The 16,278-nt window shown below is 56.7% G+C and carries 12 protein-coding genes and 4 tRNA genes; all 16 read left to right on the top strand.

The genetic code is table 11. The features are described 5' to 3' along the window. Positions 1-205 precede the first annotated feature (205 nt). Positions 206-1,162, top strand: a complete 957-nt coding sequence (gene birA, locus AR306_RS13090; RefSeq protein WP_101497980.1) for a bifunctional biotin--[acetyl-CoA-carboxylase] ligase/biotin operon repressor BirA — start codon at positions 206-208, stop codon at positions 1,160-1,162. Next, positions 1,152-1,877 carry a type III pantothenate kinase gene (locus AR306_RS13085; RefSeq protein ID WP_101497979.1) on the top strand — a complete coding sequence of 242 codons (726 nt, stop codon included), beginning with the start codon at positions 1,152-1,154 and terminating at the stop codon, positions 1,875-1,877. The genes birA and AR306_RS13085 overlap by 11 nt, the downstream gene beginning before the upstream one ends. 8 nt (positions 1,878-1,885) lie before the next feature. Then, entirely contained in the window at positions 1,886-2,557 is a 672-nt protein-coding gene (locus AR306_RS13080) for an SPOR domain-containing protein (protein WP_166627897.1), read from the top strand. Between the two features lie 163 nt (positions 2,558-2,720). After that, positions 2,721-2,804, top strand: a tRNA-Tyr gene (locus AR306_RS13075). A gap of 18 nt (positions 2,805-2,822) precedes the next feature. Continuing rightward, positions 2,823-2,896 (top strand) — tRNA-Gly (locus AR306_RS13070). Positions 2,897-2,912: 16 nt separating this feature from the next. Next, a tRNA-Thr gene (locus AR306_RS13065) sits at positions 2,913-2,988 on the top strand. Between the two features lie 80 nt (positions 2,989-3,068). Continuing rightward, the gene (tuf, locus tag AR306_RS13060; protein WP_101497965.1) at positions 3,069-4,268 is read left to right on the top strand and encodes an elongation factor Tu; all 1,200 of its coding nucleotides are present in this window, start codon (positions 3,069-3,071) and stop codon (positions 4,266-4,268) included. A 51-nt stretch (positions 4,269-4,319) separates the two neighbouring features. Continuing rightward, positions 4,320-4,395 (top strand) — tRNA-Trp (locus AR306_RS13055). 38 nt (positions 4,396-4,433) lie between these two features. After that, positions 4,434-4,808 carry a preprotein translocase subunit SecE gene (gene secE / locus AR306_RS13050; protein WP_101497976.1) on the top strand — a complete coding sequence of 125 codons (375 nt, stop codon included), beginning with the start codon at positions 4,434-4,436 and terminating at the stop codon, positions 4,806-4,808. 3 nt (positions 4,809-4,811) lie between these two features. Continuing rightward, a complete protein-coding gene (gene nusG, locus AR306_RS13045; protein WP_101497975.1) occupies positions 4,812-5,345 on the top strand; it encodes a transcription termination/antitermination protein NusG in 534 nt (177 codons plus the stop codon). Between the two features lie 89 nt (positions 5,346-5,434). After that, positions 5,435-5,866: a 50S ribosomal protein L11 gene (rplK, locus tag AR306_RS13040; RefSeq protein ID WP_101497974.1), complete on the top strand. Its 432-nt coding sequence runs from the start codon at positions 5,435-5,437 to the stop codon at positions 5,864-5,866. Then, a complete protein-coding gene (rplA, locus tag AR306_RS13035; RefSeq protein ID WP_101497973.1) occupies positions 5,867-6,565 on the top strand; it encodes a 50S ribosomal protein L1 in 699 nt (232 codons plus the stop codon). A gap of 155 nt (positions 6,566-6,720) precedes the next feature. Continuing rightward, positions 6,721-7,221 (top strand): 50S ribosomal protein L10, encoded by a 501-nt coding sequence (gene rplJ / locus AR306_RS13030; RefSeq protein ID WP_101497972.1) that lies wholly within the window; start codon positions 6,721-6,723, stop codon positions 7,219-7,221. Between the two features lie 68 nt (positions 7,222-7,289). Beyond that, on the top strand, positions 7,290-7,661 hold the full coding sequence (gene rplL / locus AR306_RS13025; RefSeq protein WP_101497971.1) for a 50S ribosomal protein L7/L12: 372 nt from the start codon (positions 7,290-7,292) through the stop codon (positions 7,659-7,661). Positions 7,662-7,866: 205 nt separating this feature from the next. Then, positions 7,867-11,955 (top strand): DNA-directed RNA polymerase subunit beta, encoded by a 4,089-nt coding sequence (rpoB, locus tag AR306_RS13020; protein WP_101497970.1) that lies wholly within the window; start codon positions 7,867-7,869, stop codon positions 11,953-11,955. Positions 11,956-12,019: 64 nt separating this feature from the next. Beyond that, positions 12,020-16,216 (top strand): DNA-directed RNA polymerase subunit beta', encoded by a 4,197-nt coding sequence (gene rpoC, locus AR306_RS13015; RefSeq protein WP_101497969.1) that lies wholly within the window; start codon positions 12,020-12,022, stop codon positions 16,214-16,216. The last annotated feature ends 62 nt before the right edge of the window (positions 16,217-16,278 follow it).

Raw genomic sequence — 16,278 nt, 5'->3', positions numbered from 1 at the left:
TTCCAGATGGGATTACCGGACGCATACGGCCTTGTTCGCGCCCGGTCCTATTCGCACGCCGTTTGTTTTCATGTGCGAATAAATTCGCAGATAAAGGGTTGGTCGTCTAGGTCGTGGGGCTTGACGCAGGATGGTTTTAGTACGAATAAAGCTTTACCTGAAGTAGAATACCGCGCGATGCGTTGTCTTGATTTCGGGGAAGCTGATGTACGACCTACTGGAAATTCTGGCGGATGGTGAATTTCACTCCGGGGCTCAAATTGGCGTCGAGCTGGGGATTACCCGCGCCGCAGTGTGGAAGCGCATGCAAAAGCTGCAGCAGCAGGCGGATTATGAGATCGAAAGTGTTTCAGGCAAAGGCTACAGGCTTAAAGAAGGCGTCGAACTTCTTGATATAAAAAAGGTTCAGGAGCTATCAGGGCCGGAATTCGGTGTGGTATTGCTCAAGACGGTTGACTCCACCAATGAGTATGCCAAGCGCCTGGTGCGTAATCATCAGCGGCTGGATGTTGTTCTGGCGGAAGAGCAAACGCAGGGTCGAGGGCGTCGTGGCAGGCAATGGCAAAGTCCCTATGCCAGTAATCTGTATGCAAGCTTCGTTTGGCCGGTTACCGAAGGTATGCGTCAGCTCGAGGGTCTGAGCCTTGCCGTAGGTCTTGCGGTCCTTCAGGCCATTGATGACCTAGGTGTTGAGGATGCAGGCTTGAAATGGCCGAATGACATACTGGTTGGCGAGGAAAAGATAGCCGGGGTGTTGCTCGAATTGATTGGTGATCTGGCGGACCAGAGCCACGTCATCATTGGAGTCGGCATCAATGTGAACATGCAGCGACCGGTTGAGGAAATAGGGCAGCCCTGGACCTCTCTGCGTCACCAGCTAGGGGGGTATGTGTCGAGGCACGACGTTTATCGGGGTTTGCTTGGTCATTTGCGACGAATACTGAGTGTCCAGAAGCTTGAAGGTTTTGCTGCGCTACGCCAACAGTGGGATGCCCGACATCTGTGGCGGGGGAGAAGCGTAGAGCTCTCTTCGGGAGTTGGCCTGGTCAAGGGGCAGGTTACGGGAATCAACGACAGGGGAGAGCTTGGCATCAGGACTAGCCGGGGCGAGGAATTTTTTGCTGGTGGTGAACTCTCATTGAGGCTGGCAAATGATTCTTGAGCTGGATGTTGGTAATAGCTGGATAAAGTGGCGTGTTCTGGATGACAAGCGCGGCGTTATCGTGACGGGGCGTGCTGCCAGTCTGGCTGAGCTGGAGGGTCAGCTTTCGGGCAGCGCTGCCAGCTTTGTCGACTGTCGGGTGTGTGCGGTTCAGTCGGCCTTGAGCAATGCCGAGCATTATGCCGGGGTGTTGAGACAGTATGTGAGCGGTAGGCTGGTGTTTGCCGCGAGCGGGGAGCACCTTGCAGGCGTACAGAATAGCTATGCTGAGCCGGCCAGGCTGGGTGTCGACCGCTGGTTGGCAATGGCGGCAGGTTACAGCAGGGTTCGGGGTGCCTGTATGATCATCGATGCAGGTACAGCGATTACAGTTGATTATGTACGGGATGACGGACTGCATCTGGGTGGCCTGATAGCGCCTGGCTATCAGCAAATGAAGAAAACCCTGGTCGGATCTACCGGGCTGGTGGTCAGTGATGAGTTCCTGGCCGGACCGCAGACATGTACGGCAAACTGTGTTGCTGCCGGTGTGGAGACAATGCTGAGCGGTTTTATGAAGCAGGTGCATGATGATGGTCTGGTGCGGTTGGGTCAGAGGGCGCGCTTTCTGGTCTCGGGCGGTGATGCGTTGCTTGTGCAGCGGCATATCGAATCCTGTGAAGTCATGGATGATCTGGTTTTTGCCGGACTGGCTTTGGCCTGCCCGTTTGAATAGGTGTTCTTGTGCGTTTGATCTTGCTTGTTCTGGTGGCGGCAAATATTGCATATTTTGCCTGGCAGAATTACTTCAATATTTATCCCGAGCGTAGTGTTCCGGTCAGAGTGGTTGAGAGTCAGGTGAATGGCCTGCCTTCGTTGGTCCTGCTGTCAGAAAGCCGGGTTGAGCGGAGTTGGCAGCAGACAAATCCGGTGGTGCCGCAGGGATTGCCTGGTGGGCGAATCTTGCTGGGAGGCTTCGTTAGCCGGGATGAGGTGGATGAGCTCAGGCAGCGTCTGCTGGGGTTGGGTATTGCTGGGCAGGTGGTGCAGAAAGATGTGCCGGCTGAGGAGGAGTTTTGGGTTTACATGCCTCCACTGTCATCAAGGGCGGCAACTTTGCGTCTTTTGAAAGAATTGCAGGCGCGCAAGCTTGATGGATACCTGATCACCCAGGGTGAGCTGGCCAACGGAATTTCGCTGGGTATTTTCCCGCATGAGAACTCGGCAGAAGCGGTATTGGAGCGCCTGCAGATGGCGGGATACCAGGCGCAAATAAAGAAGATTTCGCGCAATCAGACCGCTTATTGGTTCGAGGTATCTGCTGCGGCACAGCGGTTGCTGGATGACAAGTTGCTTGAGTCGCTGCTGAAGGACTTTCCCTTGATGCAGTATTCCCAGGCAGCTGGCAGGGAATAAAATGTCGGCCCGTACCGCTAGTGCGATGCTTTTTGCAGTGTTATGCATTGCATAGAGGCGGGTGAGATCTTGGGGAAACGATGAAAAAAAAGATAAATGTAAATATTTTTCAAAATAAGCTTGACGAGTCGGGTGGAATGGCGCAGAATGCCGCCTCAATTACGGAGGGGTTCCCGAGCGGTCAAAGGGATCAGACTGTAAATCTGACGCGAAAGCTTCGAAGGTTCAAATCCTTCCCCCTCCACCAGATTTAAAAGGTTGCAACGCGGGCATAGTTTAGTGGTAGAACCTCAGCCTTCCAAGCTGATGATGCGGGTTCGATTCCCGCTGCCCGCTCCAGGTAACTTAAGGTTACGCTCATGTAGCTCAGCTGGTAGAGCACACCCTTGGTAAGGGTGAGGTCAGCGGTTCAATTCCGCTCATGAGCTCCAACAAGACAAAGGCAGATATTCATATATCTGCCTTTGTTGTATCTGCAGTATTAGAATCAGTCCACCTTGAGGTCCAAGACATGGCTAAGGAAAAATTTGAACGTACAAAACCGCACCTGAACGTAGGTACCATTGGTCACGTTGACCATGGTAAAACCACCCTGACTGCAGCGCTGACCCGCGTTTGCGCCGAAGTCTGGGGCGGCGGCGGTGCTTCCAAGGCATATGACCAGATCGACAACGCACCTGAAGAGAAAGCACGTGGTATCACCATTGCCGCCTCTCACGTCGAGTACGATTCCCCGACCCGTCACTACGCCCACGTTGACTGCCCCGGCCACGCCGACTACGTCAAGAACATGATCACCGGTGCTGCCCAGATGGACGGCGCGATCCTGGTCTGTTCCGCTGCTGACGGCCCCATGCCTCAGACCCGTGAGCACATCCTGCTGTCCCGCCAGGTAGGCGTTCCTTACATCGTTGTGTTTCTGAACAAGGCCGACATGGTTGACGATGAAGAGCTGCTGGAACTGGTCGAGATGGAAGTTCGCGATCTGCTGAACATGTACGACTTCCCGGGCGATGACACTCCAATCATCACCGGTTCCGCCCTGATGGCGCTGAACGGCGAAGACGAAAACGGTCTGGGTACTACCGCTGTTAAAACTCTGGTTGAAACCCTGGACTCCTACATTCCAGAGCCAGAGCGCGCCATCGACCAGGCGTTCCTGATGCCGATCGAAGACGTATTCTCCATCGCCGGCCGTGGTACCGTGGTAACCGGTCGTGTCGAGCGTGGTATCGTCAAGGTTGGCGAGGAAGTCGAGATCGTCGGTATCAAGGACACCGTCAAGACCACCTGTACTGGTGTTGAAATGTTCCGCAAACTGCTGGACGAAGGCCGTGCCGGTGAGAACGTTGGTGTTCTGCTGCGTGGTACCAAGCGTGAAGACGTTGAGCGTGGTCAGGTTCTGGCCAAGCCCGGTTCCATCAAGCCGCACACCCGCTTCGAAGGCGAAGTGTACGTACTGTCCAAAGAAGAAGGTGGTCGTCACACGCCTTTCTTCAAGGGCTACCGTCCACAGTTCTACTTCCGTACCACTGACGTGACCGGAAGCTGTGAACTGCCAGAAGGCGTCGAGATGGTCATGCCTGGCGACAACGTCAAGCTGGACATCACCCTGATCGCCCCGATCGCGATGGAAGAAGGTCTGCGCTTCGCCATCCGTGAAGGTGGTCGTACCGTCGGTGCCGGCGTAGTTGCAAAAATTATCGCCTGATGCTTGACAAATAGTTCTGGGTCGGCATAATAGCCGGCCTAGCAACGTTCTAGGCCAGTAGCTCAATTGGCAGAGCGACGGTCTCCAAAACCGTAGGTTGGGGGTTCGATTCCCTCCTGGCCTGCCACTTTTCTTGTGGCTCCATTCCTCTAGGATTCTGAATAAATGAATGCCAAAACTGAATCCGGCTCAACTTCTGGACGTCTTGATTCCCTTAAATGGCTGGTTGTAGCTGCGCTGGTAACGGTGGCAGTGGTTGGCAATCAGTACTTTGCCGCCGAGTCCATCCTGTATCGTGCCATTGGTGTGCTGCTTGTCGCTGCTGCCGCCTTGTTTGTGGCTGCGCAAACCGCCAAGGGTAGTGCCATGCTGGTGCTCGGGCGCGAGGCTCGGGCGGAGATTCGCAAGGTGGTTTGGCCCAACAGGCAGGAGACCGTGCAGACAACCCTGATTGTGGTTGCTGTGGTCCTGGTCATGGGGTTGATCCTCTGGGGACTGGATTCGCTTTTTGGTTGGGTCGTTTCAATTATCGTAGGTTAATCCATGTCAAAACGCTGGTATGTCGTGCACGCATATTCTGGTTATGAAAAACAGGTCATGCGTTCACTCAAGGAACGCATCAAGCATGCGGGCATGGAAGAAGAGTTTGGCGAGATTCTGGTTCCTGTCGAAGAAGTTGTAGAAATGAAGGCTGGCCAGAAACGCAAAAGCGAACGCAAGTTCTTCCCTGGTTATGTCTTTGTGCAGGTGGAAATGGGCGAGGCAGCCTGGCACCTGATCAAGAATACACCGCGTGTTCTTGGCTTTATTGGTGGAACTCCTGACCGTCCGGCACCAATCAGTGAGCGTGAGGCAGATGCCATGTTGCGTCGCGTTGCCGACAGTGGCGAGAAGCCAAGGCCGCGTACACTGTTTGAAGCGGGTGAGACTGTACGTGTGGTCGATGGTCCGTTTGCCGACTTCAATGGCGTGGTTGAAGAAGTCAATTATGAAAAAAGCCGTCTGCAGGTGGCTGTTGCGATTTTTGGTCGCGCCACTCCGGTCGAGCTGGAATTCAGCCAGGTAGAGAAAGTCTGATCATGTGCCGCCCCGGGAAGGGCGGCTGTTTTGTCTCAGGGATGTAAATAAGGGAAGCCGTTTGGCGCTATACCCATTTTGGAGAAATCATGGCTAAGAAAATTCAAGCCTATATCAAGCTGCAAGTTAAGGCCGGTCAGGCCAACCCTTCGCCACCCGTTGGTCCTGCTCTGGGTCAGCATGGCGTAAACATCATGGAGTTTTGCAAGGCGTTCAACGCCAAGACCCAGGGCGTTGAGCCAGGTCTGCCGACTCCTGTGATCATTACCGTATACAGTGACCGCAGTTTCACTTTTGAAACCAAAAGTACTCCAGCTGCCGTTCTGCTGAAAAAGGCTGCAGCCATTGCCAGCGGTTCTGCCAAGCCGAACAGCCAGAAAGTGGGCACTGTAACCCGCGCCCAGCTGGAAGAAATTGCCCAGGCCAAGCAGGCTGACCTGACTGGTGCCGATCTGGACGCTGCTGTACGCACCATCGCCGGCTCTGCCCGTAGCATGGGTCTGAACGTGGAGGGTGTGTAAATGGCCAAGCTAACCAAACGTCAAAAGCAGATTGCAGAAAAAGTTGAGCACGGCAAAGCCTACGGCTTTGGCGAGGCTGCGTCACTGCTGGCGTCACTGCCTGCAGCGAAGTTCAAGGAATCTGTTGATATTTCCATCAACCTTGGTGTTGATCCGCGTAAATCCGATCAGGTTGTACGTGGCGCGGTTGTTCTGCCCAACGGTACCGGCAAGAGCGTGCGTGTAGCCGTATTTGCCCAGGGTGCTGCCGCTGAAGCAGCTGTTGCTGCCGGTGCGGACAAGGTCGGCATGGAAGATCTGGCTGAAGAAATGAAAGCCGGTGACCTGAGCTATGATGTGGTTGTTGCTGCTCCGGACGCGATGCGCGTTGTCGGTCAGCTGGGTCAGGTGCTGGGTCCGCGTGGCCTGATGCCAAACCCGAAAGTCGGTACCGTGACTCCTGACGTGGCGACTGCCGTTGCCAATGCCAAGGCTGGTCAGGCCCGCTTCCGTACTGACAAGAACGGCATCATTCACGCCGCAATCGGCCAGATCGATTTCGCTCCCGAGAAGCTGCAGCAGAACGCTGAGGCCCTGCTGGGTGAGCTGCGCCGTCTGAAGCCTGCCTCTTCCAAGGGCATTTACATCAAGCGCGTTACCCTGAGCAGCACCATGGGTCCGGGCCTGATGGTTGATCTGGCATCCCTGTCAGACAAGTAAGATTTGGGGTCCCTGCCTGGCGGGGGCCGTCCAAGACCGTAGGTGTTTTCGCTTAATCAGTTTGCTGGCCTACGTAGATGGTGCTCCCGGTTCATTTGAATCAGACACCAAAAGGGTCCCGCAAGGGACGCATTCAACAAGCAGGAGATAATCCCGTGGCAATTAGACTCGAAGACAAAAAAGCAATTGTTGCTGAAGTCAGCGAGGCTGCCAGTGTTGCCCTGTCCGCTGTTGTGGCTGATGCCCGCGGCGTGACTGTGAGCGCCATGACCGGACTCCGTAAAGAGGCTCGTGAAGCAGGTGTATATGTACGTGTCGTACGTAACACCTTGCTGCGTCGTGCGGTTGCAGGTACTCCATTCGAGAACCTCACCGAGACTTTCACCGGCCCTACGCTGATCGCATTTTCCAATGAACATCCTGGCGCAGCTGCCCGGATTTTCAAGAACTTTGCCAAAGATCAGAAAGAGTTCGAGATCAAGGGCGCCGCATTCGAAGGCAACTTCATTGCAGCCAATCAGATCGACGTACTGGCAACCCTGCCAACTTACGACGAAGCTGTTTCCCAGTTGATGAGCGTGATTCAGGGTGCAACCAGCAAGCTGGCTCGTACTTTGGCCGCTGTCCGCGACCAGAAAGAAGCGCAAGCCGCTTAATTTGCTTCGCAATCATTTTTTGAATTCGATGGCACAGGTGCCATCCCCAAATTACAGGAATTAGAGTCATGGCTCTTACTAACGAAGATATCCTCAACGCGATTTCCGAAATGTCCGTCATGCAGGTTGTCGAACTGATCTCCGCGATGGAAGAGAAGTTCGGTGTGACTGCTGCTGCCGCTACCGTTGTTGCTGGTCCGGCCGCTGCTGGTGAAGCTGCTGCAGAGCAAACCGAGTTCGCCATTCACCTGGTAGAGGCTGGCGACAAGAAAGTCAACGTGATCAAGGCTGTACGTGAAATCACCGGTCTGGGCCTGAAAGAAGCCAAAGCCGTAGTTGACGGTGCTCCTTCCGTGGTCAAGGAAGACGTAGCCAAGGAAGAAGCCGAAGCTGCCAAGAAAGCCCTGGAAGAAGCAGGCGCCAAAGTCGAACTCAAGTAATTTTCGACTATGCAAAACAGCCCTTGCGCAAGCACAGGCTGATGGCTGGTGGCTTTTGCCACCGGCCTTTTGTCGTTAAGGGATGGCATTGGAAGACGCAACCCGGGTGGGCCTTCCAATGCTATCTAGGTAGCAAGTTCATATTTGCAAACATGCCGGTGCCCGTTCCGGGCATCATGGCAGATTATCAAGCTGGGGAACGCTGATGGCTTACTCATATACTGAGAAAAAACGTATCCGCAAGGACTTTAGCAAGCTGCAGAATGTAATGGATGTGCCTTATCTGCTGGCCATTCAACTGGACTCATATCGTGAGTTCTTGCAGGCAGGGGTGAGCAAGGAACAGTTCCGGGATATCGGCTTGCATGCGGCATTCAAGTCCGTGTTTCCGATTGTCAGCTATTCTGGCAATGCCGCCCTTGAATATGTCGGTTACCGCCTGGGCCAGCCTGCCTTCGACGTGAAAGAGTGCATCATGCGCGGCATTACCTATGCTGCGCCGTTGCGCGTCAAGGTGCATCTGATCATTTTTGACCGTGAAAGCAGCAAGGCGGTGAAGGAGATCAAGGACATCAAGGAGCAGGAAGTCTACATGGGCGAAATCCCGCTGATGACCGAAAACGGCACCTTCATCATCAATGGTACCGAGCGGGTCATCGTTTCCCAGCTGCACCGTTCTCCGGGTGTGTTCTTTGATCACGACCGAGGCAAGACCCACAGCTCGGGCAAGTTGCTGTACTCTGCCCGCGTCATTCCTTACCGTGGCTCCTGGCTGGATTTCGAGTTCGATGCCAAGGACTGCGTGTTCGTGCGTATCGACCGTCGCCGCAAGCTGCCCGCCACCATCCTGTTGCGCGCACTGGGCTATTCTTCACAGGATATCCTTGAGGCCTATTACGAGACCAACCTGTTCCACATTGATGATCAGGAAGTCAGCCTGGAGCTGGTGCCCAAGCGTCTGCGTGGCGAGCTGGCCTCCTTTGACATCAAGGACAGTGAAGGCAAGGTGATTGTCGAGGAAGGACGTCGTATCACTTCGCGTCACATCACCCAGCTGGAGAAAGCCGGCATCAACAAGTTGGTCGTGCCCGACGAGTACATCATCGGCAACACCACCGCCCGCCCGGTGATCCATCCTGTTACCGGCGAGATCATCGCCGAGTGCAACAGCGAGATCACTGCCGAGCTGCTGGAACAGTGCCGCAAGGCCGGTGTTGTCAATGTCGAAACCCTCTACATCAACGACATCGATTGTGGCCCCTTCATTTCCGATACCCTGAAAATCGACAGCACCACTAATGAACTGGAAGCGCTGGTCGAGATCTATCGCATGATGCGTCCCGGCGAGCCACCGACCAAGGATGCTGCCGAAGGCCTGTTCAACAACCTGTTCTTCACCAGCGAGCGCTATGACCTGTCTGCGGTCGGCCGCATGAAGTTCAACCGCCGCATTGGTCGCGAGGAAATTACCGGCCCGGGCATCCTGGACAAGGACGACATCACCGAAGTGCTGCGTACCCTGATCAACATCCGTAACGGCAAGGGCATCGTTGACGACATCGACCACCTCGGTAACCGTCGCGTGCGTTGCGTCGGCGAGATGGCGGAGAACCAGTTCCGTATTGGCCTGGTCCGCGTCGAGCGTGCGGTGAAGGAGCGTCTGTCCATGGCCGAAAGCGAAGGCCTGATGCCTCAGGACCTGATCAACGCCAAGCCGGTTGCGGCTGCGGTCAAGGAGTTCTTCGGTTCCAGCCAGCTGTCCCAGTTCATGGACCAGAACAACCCGCTGTCCGAGATTACCCACAAGCGTCGTGTATCTGCGCTTGGCCCGGGCGGCCTGACCCGTGAACGCGCCGGCTTTGAGGTGCGTGACGTACACCCGACCCACTATGGCCGCGTGTGCCCGGTAGAGACTCCGGAAGGTCCGAACATCGGTCTGATCAACTCGCTGTCGACCTATGCCCGCACCAATGAATACGGCTTCCTGGAAAGCCCGTATCGTGTGGTCAAGGATGGTAAGGTCAGTGATGAAATTGTATTCCTGTCAGCGATTGAAGAAGCGGATCATGTGATTGCCCAGGCCTCTGCCGGCATGAACGATAAAGGCGAGCTGATCGAGGAGCTGGTTACCGTTCGTCACCAGAACGAGTTCACCGTCAAGGATCCGTCCGAAGTGACCCTCATGGATGTATCACCCAAACAGGTGGTGTCCGTGGCGGCGTCGCTGATTCCGTTCCTTGAGCATGACGATGCCAACCGGGCCCTGATGGGTTCGAACATGCAGCGTCAGGCCGTGCCGACCCTGCGTGCCGACAAGCCGCTGGTTGGTACCGGTATCGAGCGTAACGTTGCCCATGACTCCGGTGTGTGTGAAGTGGCCCGTCGTGGCGGCGTGATCGAATCGGTTGATGCCAGCCGTATCGTGGTGCGCGTGCATGACGCCGAAGTCGAGGCTGGCGAGGCCGGCGTCGACATCTATAACCTGGTCAAGTACACCCGCTCCAACCAGAACACCTGCATCAACCAGCGTCCGCTGGTGAAAAAAGGCGATGTGGTCGAGCGTGGCGACATCATGGCTGATGGTCCGTCCACCGACATGGGCGAGCTGGCCCTGGGCCAGAACATGCGCGTGGCCTTCATGCCGTGGAATGGTTACAACTTCGAGGACTCCATCCTGCTGTCCGAGCGTGTGGTGGAAGAAGACCGCTTCACCACCATCCACATCCACGAGCTGACCTGTGTTTCCCGTGACACCAAGCTGGGGCCGGAAGAGATCACTTCCGACATCCCCAACGTCGGTGAAGCTGCGCTGAACAAGCTGGACGAAGCAGGTATCGTGTACGTTGGTGCCGAAGTTGACGCGGGCGACATTCTGGTGGGCAAGGTCACGCCAAAAGGCGAAACCCAGCTGACCCCGGAAGAGAAGCTGCTGCGCGCGATCTTTGGCGAGAAGGCGTCTGACGTAAAAGACACCTCCCTGCGTGTGCCGACCGGCACCAAGGGCACCGTGATCGACGTTCAGGTCTTCACCCGTGACGGCGTCGAAAAAGACAGCCGTGCCCTGTCCATCGAGAAGTCCCAGCTGGACGAGATCCGCAAGGACCTCAACGAGGAGTTCCGCATTGTCGAGGGCGCTGCCTTCGAACGTCTGCGTTCACACCTGGTTGGTGCCAAGTGCGAGGGCGGTGCCAAGGTCAAGAAAGGCACCGTGCTGACCGAAGAAATCCTCGACGGTATCGAGCATGGCCAGTGGTTCAGCTTGCGCATGGCCGATGATAGCCTCAACGAGCAGCTGGAAAAGGCCCAGGCGTACCTGGTTGACCGCCGCAAGCTGCTGGATGAGCGTTTTGAAGACAAGAAGCGCAAGCTGCTGCAAAGCGATGACCTGGCTCCGGGCGTACTGAAGATCGTCAAGGTTTACCTGGCAATCAAGCGTCGCATCCAGCCCGGTGACAAGATGGCCGGTCGTCACGGTAACAAGGGTGTGGTCTCCGTGATCATGCCGGTTGAAGACATGCCGCATGACGAAAACGGCGTGCCGGTGGATATCGTGCTCAACCCGCTGGGTGTGCCTTCGCGGATGAACGTCGGCCAGATCCTGGAAACCCACCTGGGCCTTGCAGCCCACGGTCTGGGCCTGAAGATCAACGCCATGCTGGAAGAACAGCGCAAGGTGGCCGAGATCCGCAAGCTGCTGCATACCATCTATAACGAGATTGGTGGTGCGGAAGAGGACCGGGTCAATCTGGACAGCCTGGGCGACAACGAGATTCTGGACCTGGCCAACAACCTGCGTGCCGGTGTGCCGATGGCAACCCCGGTGTTCGACGGAGCGGAAGAGACCGAAATCAAGGCCATGCTGCGCCTGGCGGATATGCCGGAAAGCGGCCAGATGACGTTGATTGACGGCCGCACCGGCGATGCATTCGATCGCCCTGTGACCGTTGGCTACATGTATATGCTCAAGCTCAACCACCTGGTAGACGACAAGATGCACGCCCGCTCCACCGGTTCTTACAGCCTGGTGACCCAGCAGCCGCTCGGCGGCAAGGCCCAGTTTGGTGGCCAGCGCTTCGGTGAGATGGAGGTGTGGGCACTGGAAGCCTATGGAGCTGCGTATACGCTGCAGGAAATGCTGACAGTCAAGTCGGATGACGTGAACGGCCGTACCAAGATGTACAAGAACATCGTTGACGGTGATCACCGGATGGAGGCGGGCATGCCCGAGTCCTTCAACGTGTTGATCAAAGAAATCCGTTCGCTCGGTATCGACATCGAACTGGAATCCGAATAACCCGCGTACGAATTCGCAGTGCTGCCAGACGGCAGCACTGCAGGCTCCGTCAGGAGGAAAGGCCTTGAAAGACTTACTGAATCTGATTAAAAACCAAAACGAAATTGAAGAATTTGACGCGATCAAGATCTCTCTGGCCTCGCCAGAGCTGATCCGCTCATGGTCATACGGCGAAGTCAAGAAGCCGGAAACCATCAACTACCGCACCTTCAAGCCGGAGCGTGACGGCCTGTTCTGCGCCAAGATCTTCGGTCCGGTCAAGGACTACGAGTGCCTGTGCGGCAAGTACAAGCGCCTGAAGCACCGTGGTGTGATCTGTGAAAAGTGCGGTGTCGAGGTTGCCCTGTCCAAGGTGCGCCGCGAGCGCATGGCGCACATCGAGCTGGCTTCACCGGTAGCCCATATCTGGTTCCTGAAGTCCCTGCCAAGCCGTATCGGCCTGCTGCTGGATATGACCCTGCGTGATATCGAACGCGTGCTCTATTTCGAGAGCTACGTGGTGATCGATCCGGGCATGACCACCCTGGAAAAATACCAGCTGCTCAACGACGAGCAGTACTATGAAGCACTGGAAGAGTTCGGTGACGACTTCGATGCCCGCATGGGTGCCGAAGCGATTCGCGAACTGTTGATGCAGATCGATCTGGATTACGAGATCAATGCGCTGCGTGAAGAAATTCCGCAGACCAACTCCGAAACCAAAATCAAGAAGCTGTCCAAGCGCCTGAAGCTGATGGAAGCCTTTCATGGCTCCGGCAACAAGCCCGAGTGGATGATTTTCACCGTGCTGCCGGTTCTGCCGCCTGATCTGCGTCCGCTGGTGCCGCTCGATGGTGGCCGTTTCGCCACCTCGGACCTGAACGACCTGTATCGTCGCGTCATCAACCGTAACAACCGTCTCAAGCGTCTGCTCGATCTGGCCGCGCCGGACATCATCGTGCGCAACGAAAAGCGCATGCTGCAAGAGTCCGTGGATGCGCTGCTGGACAACGGCCGCCGTGGCCGTGCCATCACCGGCAGCAACAAGCGCCCGCTGAAATCCCTTGCCGACATGATCAAGGGCAAGCAGGGCCGTTTCCGTCAGAACCTGCTCGGCAAGCGCGTCGACTATTCCGGCCGCTCCGTGATCGTGGTTGGTCCTGCGCTGCGTCTGCACCAGTGCGGTCTGCCCAAGAAAATGGCACTGGAGCTGTTCAAGCCGTTCATTTTCGGCAAGCTGGAAGAGCGTGGTCTGGCCTCCACCATCAAGGCGGCCAAGAAAATGGTCGAGCGCGAACTGCCCGAAGTGTGGGACGTTCTGGCCGACGTTATTCGCGAACACCCGGTCCTGCTCAACCGTGCGCCAACCCTGCACCGTCTGGGCATCCAGGCGTTCGAGCCGGTGCTGATTGAAGGCAAGGCCATTCAGCTGCACCCGCTGGTGTGTGCTGCCTATAACGCCGACTTTGACGGTGACCAGATGGCCGTGCACGTACCGCTGACGCTGGAAGCCCAGCTGGAAGCGCGTGCGCTGATGATGTCCACCAACAACATCCTGTCACCGGCCAACGGCGAGCCGATCATCGTGCCTTCGCAGGACGTGGTGCTGGGCCTGTATTACATGACCCGTGAAGCGGTCAACAAGAAGGGCGAAGGCCGGGTTTTCGCCGATCTGCAGGAAGTGGACCGCGTCTACCGTTCCGGCAACGCCGACCTGCACGCTAAAATCAAGGTTCGCATCCGCGAAGTGGTCAAGGACAACGAAGGCAACAGCGAGGAATCCGTACGCATCGTTGAAACCACCGTTGGTCGCGCGCTGCTGTTCCAGATCGTGCCAGAGGGGCTGTCCTATGATCTGGTCAACCAGCCGATGAAGAAAAAGGCGATTTCCAACCTGATCAACCATTGCTACCGCGTGGTTGGCCTGAAGGAGACCGTGATCTTTGCCGACCAGCTGATGTATGCCGGTTTTGCCTACTCGACCATTTCCGGTGTTTCCATCGGTGTCAACGACTTCGTGATCCCCGAGGAGAAGTCCCGGATCATTGAGCGTGCCACGGCTGAAGTAAAGGAAATCGAGCAACAGTATTCCAACGGTCTGGTTACCCAGGGCGAGAAGTACAACAAGGTAATTGACCTCTGGTCTCGCGCCAACGACGAGATCTCCAAGGCGATGATGGCCAACCTGTCACAGGAAAGCGTCACCAACCGTGAGGGCGAGCAGGTCAGCCAGGAGTCGTTCAACTCCATGTTCATGATGGCAGACTCGGGCGCGCGGGGTTCTGCTGCCCAGATCCGCCAGCTGGCCGGTATGCGTGGCCTGATGGCCAAGCCCGACGGCTCCATTATCGAGACACCGATTACCGCCAACTTCCGTGAGGGCCTGAACGTACTGCAGTACTTCATCTCGACTCACGGTGCCCGTAAGGGTCTGGCTGATACCGCCCTGAAAACCGCCAACTCCGGTTACCTGACCCGTCGTCTGGTTGACGTCGCACAGGACCTGGTCGTGACCGAGATCGACTGTGGTACTGAGGAAGGCCTGCTGATGACACCGCACATTGAAGGCGGTGACGTGGTCGAGCCGCTGGGCGAGCGTGTGCTCGGACGTGTGGTTGCGCGTGACGTGCTGGATCCTGCCAGCGACGACGTACTGGTGCCGGCCGGCACCCTGATCGACGAAGCATGGGTCGGCTTCATCGAGAACAACAGTATTGACGAAATTCTGGTGCGTTCACCAATCTCCTGTGAAACCCGCCATGGCATCTGTGCCAGCTGCTACGGCCGTGACCTGGCCCGTGGCCACCTGGTCAACATGGGCGAGGCGGTCGGTGTCATCGCTGCCCAGTCGATCGGTGAGCCGGGTACCCAGCTGACCATGCGTACGTTCCACATCGGTGGTGCGGCCAGCCGTACTTCCGCAGTAGATAGTGTCCAGGTCAAGAACGGCGGCAGCATCCGTCTGCTCAACGTCAAGCACGTGGTGCGTCCTGATGGTGCGCTGGTGGCGGTTTCCCGTTCCGGCCAGCTGGCGGTTGCCGACGAGTTCGGTCGCGAGCGCGAGCGCTACAAGCTGCCATACGGTGCCGTGATCAGCACCAACGAAGGCCAGGCTGTCGAAGCCGGCGCCATCGTGGCCAAGTGGGACCCGCACACTCACCCGATTGTCAGTGAAACCACTGGTACCGTGCGTTTTGTCGGTATGGAAGCCGGCATTACCATCAAGCGCCAGACCGATGACCTGACCGGCCTGAGCAATATCGAGGTGATGGACCCACAGGACCGTCCCGCCGCCGGCAAGGACATCCGCCCTGCGATCAAGCTGGTCGATGACAACGGTGATGACCTGTTGCTGCCGGGTACCGATCTGGTCGCGCAGTACTTCCTGCCTTCGCATGCGCTGGTCAACCTGAACGATGGCGATCGCATCAATATCGGTGACGTGATTGCGCGTATTCCGCAGGAAACCTCCAAGACCCGTGACATTACCGGTGGTCTGCCACGGGTTGCCGACCTGTTCGAAGCTCGTCGCCCGAAAGAAGCGTCGATTCTGGCCGAGGTCAGCGGTACCATTTCCTTCGGTCGCGAAACCAAGGGCAAGCGCCGTCTGGTAATCACCCCGACCGATGGTAGTGATCCATACGAGGAACTGATCCACAAGTGGCGTCACCTGAACGTGTTCGAAGGTGAGCAGGTCAACCGTGGTGAAGTGATTTCCGATGGCCCGAGCAACCCGCATGACATCCTGCGCCTGCTGGGTGTTAGCGCTCTGGCCCACTACATCGTCACCGAGATCCAGGAGGTCTACCGCCTGCAGGGTGTGAAGATCAACGACAAGCACATCGAGACCATCCTGCGCCAGATGCTGCGCAAGGTCGATGTGCTGGAGTCCGGTGACTCCAGCCTGATCAAGGGTGACCAGGTCGAGTTTGTCCAGGTGCTGGAAGAAAACGAGCAGCTGGAAGCCAACAATCGCTTCCCGGCCAAATACGAGCGCGTATTGCTGGGTATCACCAAGGCCTCGCTGTCCACCGAGTCGTTCATTTCTGCCGCTTCGTTCCAGGAAACCACCCGTGTCCTGACCGAAGCTGCAGTAACCGGCAAGCGCGACTTCCTGCGCGGCCTGAAAGAAAACGTGGTGGTTGGCCGCCTAATTCCGGCGGGTACCGGCCTGACCTATCATGCCGAGCGCAAGCGCAAACGTGACCAGGAGCTGGCCCAGACGGTCAGCGCCAGTGACGTCGAGGCCGCGCTGAGTGAGGCTTTGAACCAGGAAGACTAGGCGTTGACAATACGCTTTAGATCTTGACGGGGTGCGGGACTCCCTTTAGAATCCCGTACCCT

Origin of the sequence: Thiopseudomonas denitrificans, assembly GCF_002866065.1 — a bacterium.
In the GTDB taxonomy this organism is placed as follows: Bacteria; Pseudomonadota; Gammaproteobacteria; order Pseudomonadales; family Pseudomonadaceae; genus Thiopseudomonas; species Thiopseudomonas denitrificans.
This window is presented reverse-complemented; position numbering and strand designations above follow the sequence as displayed.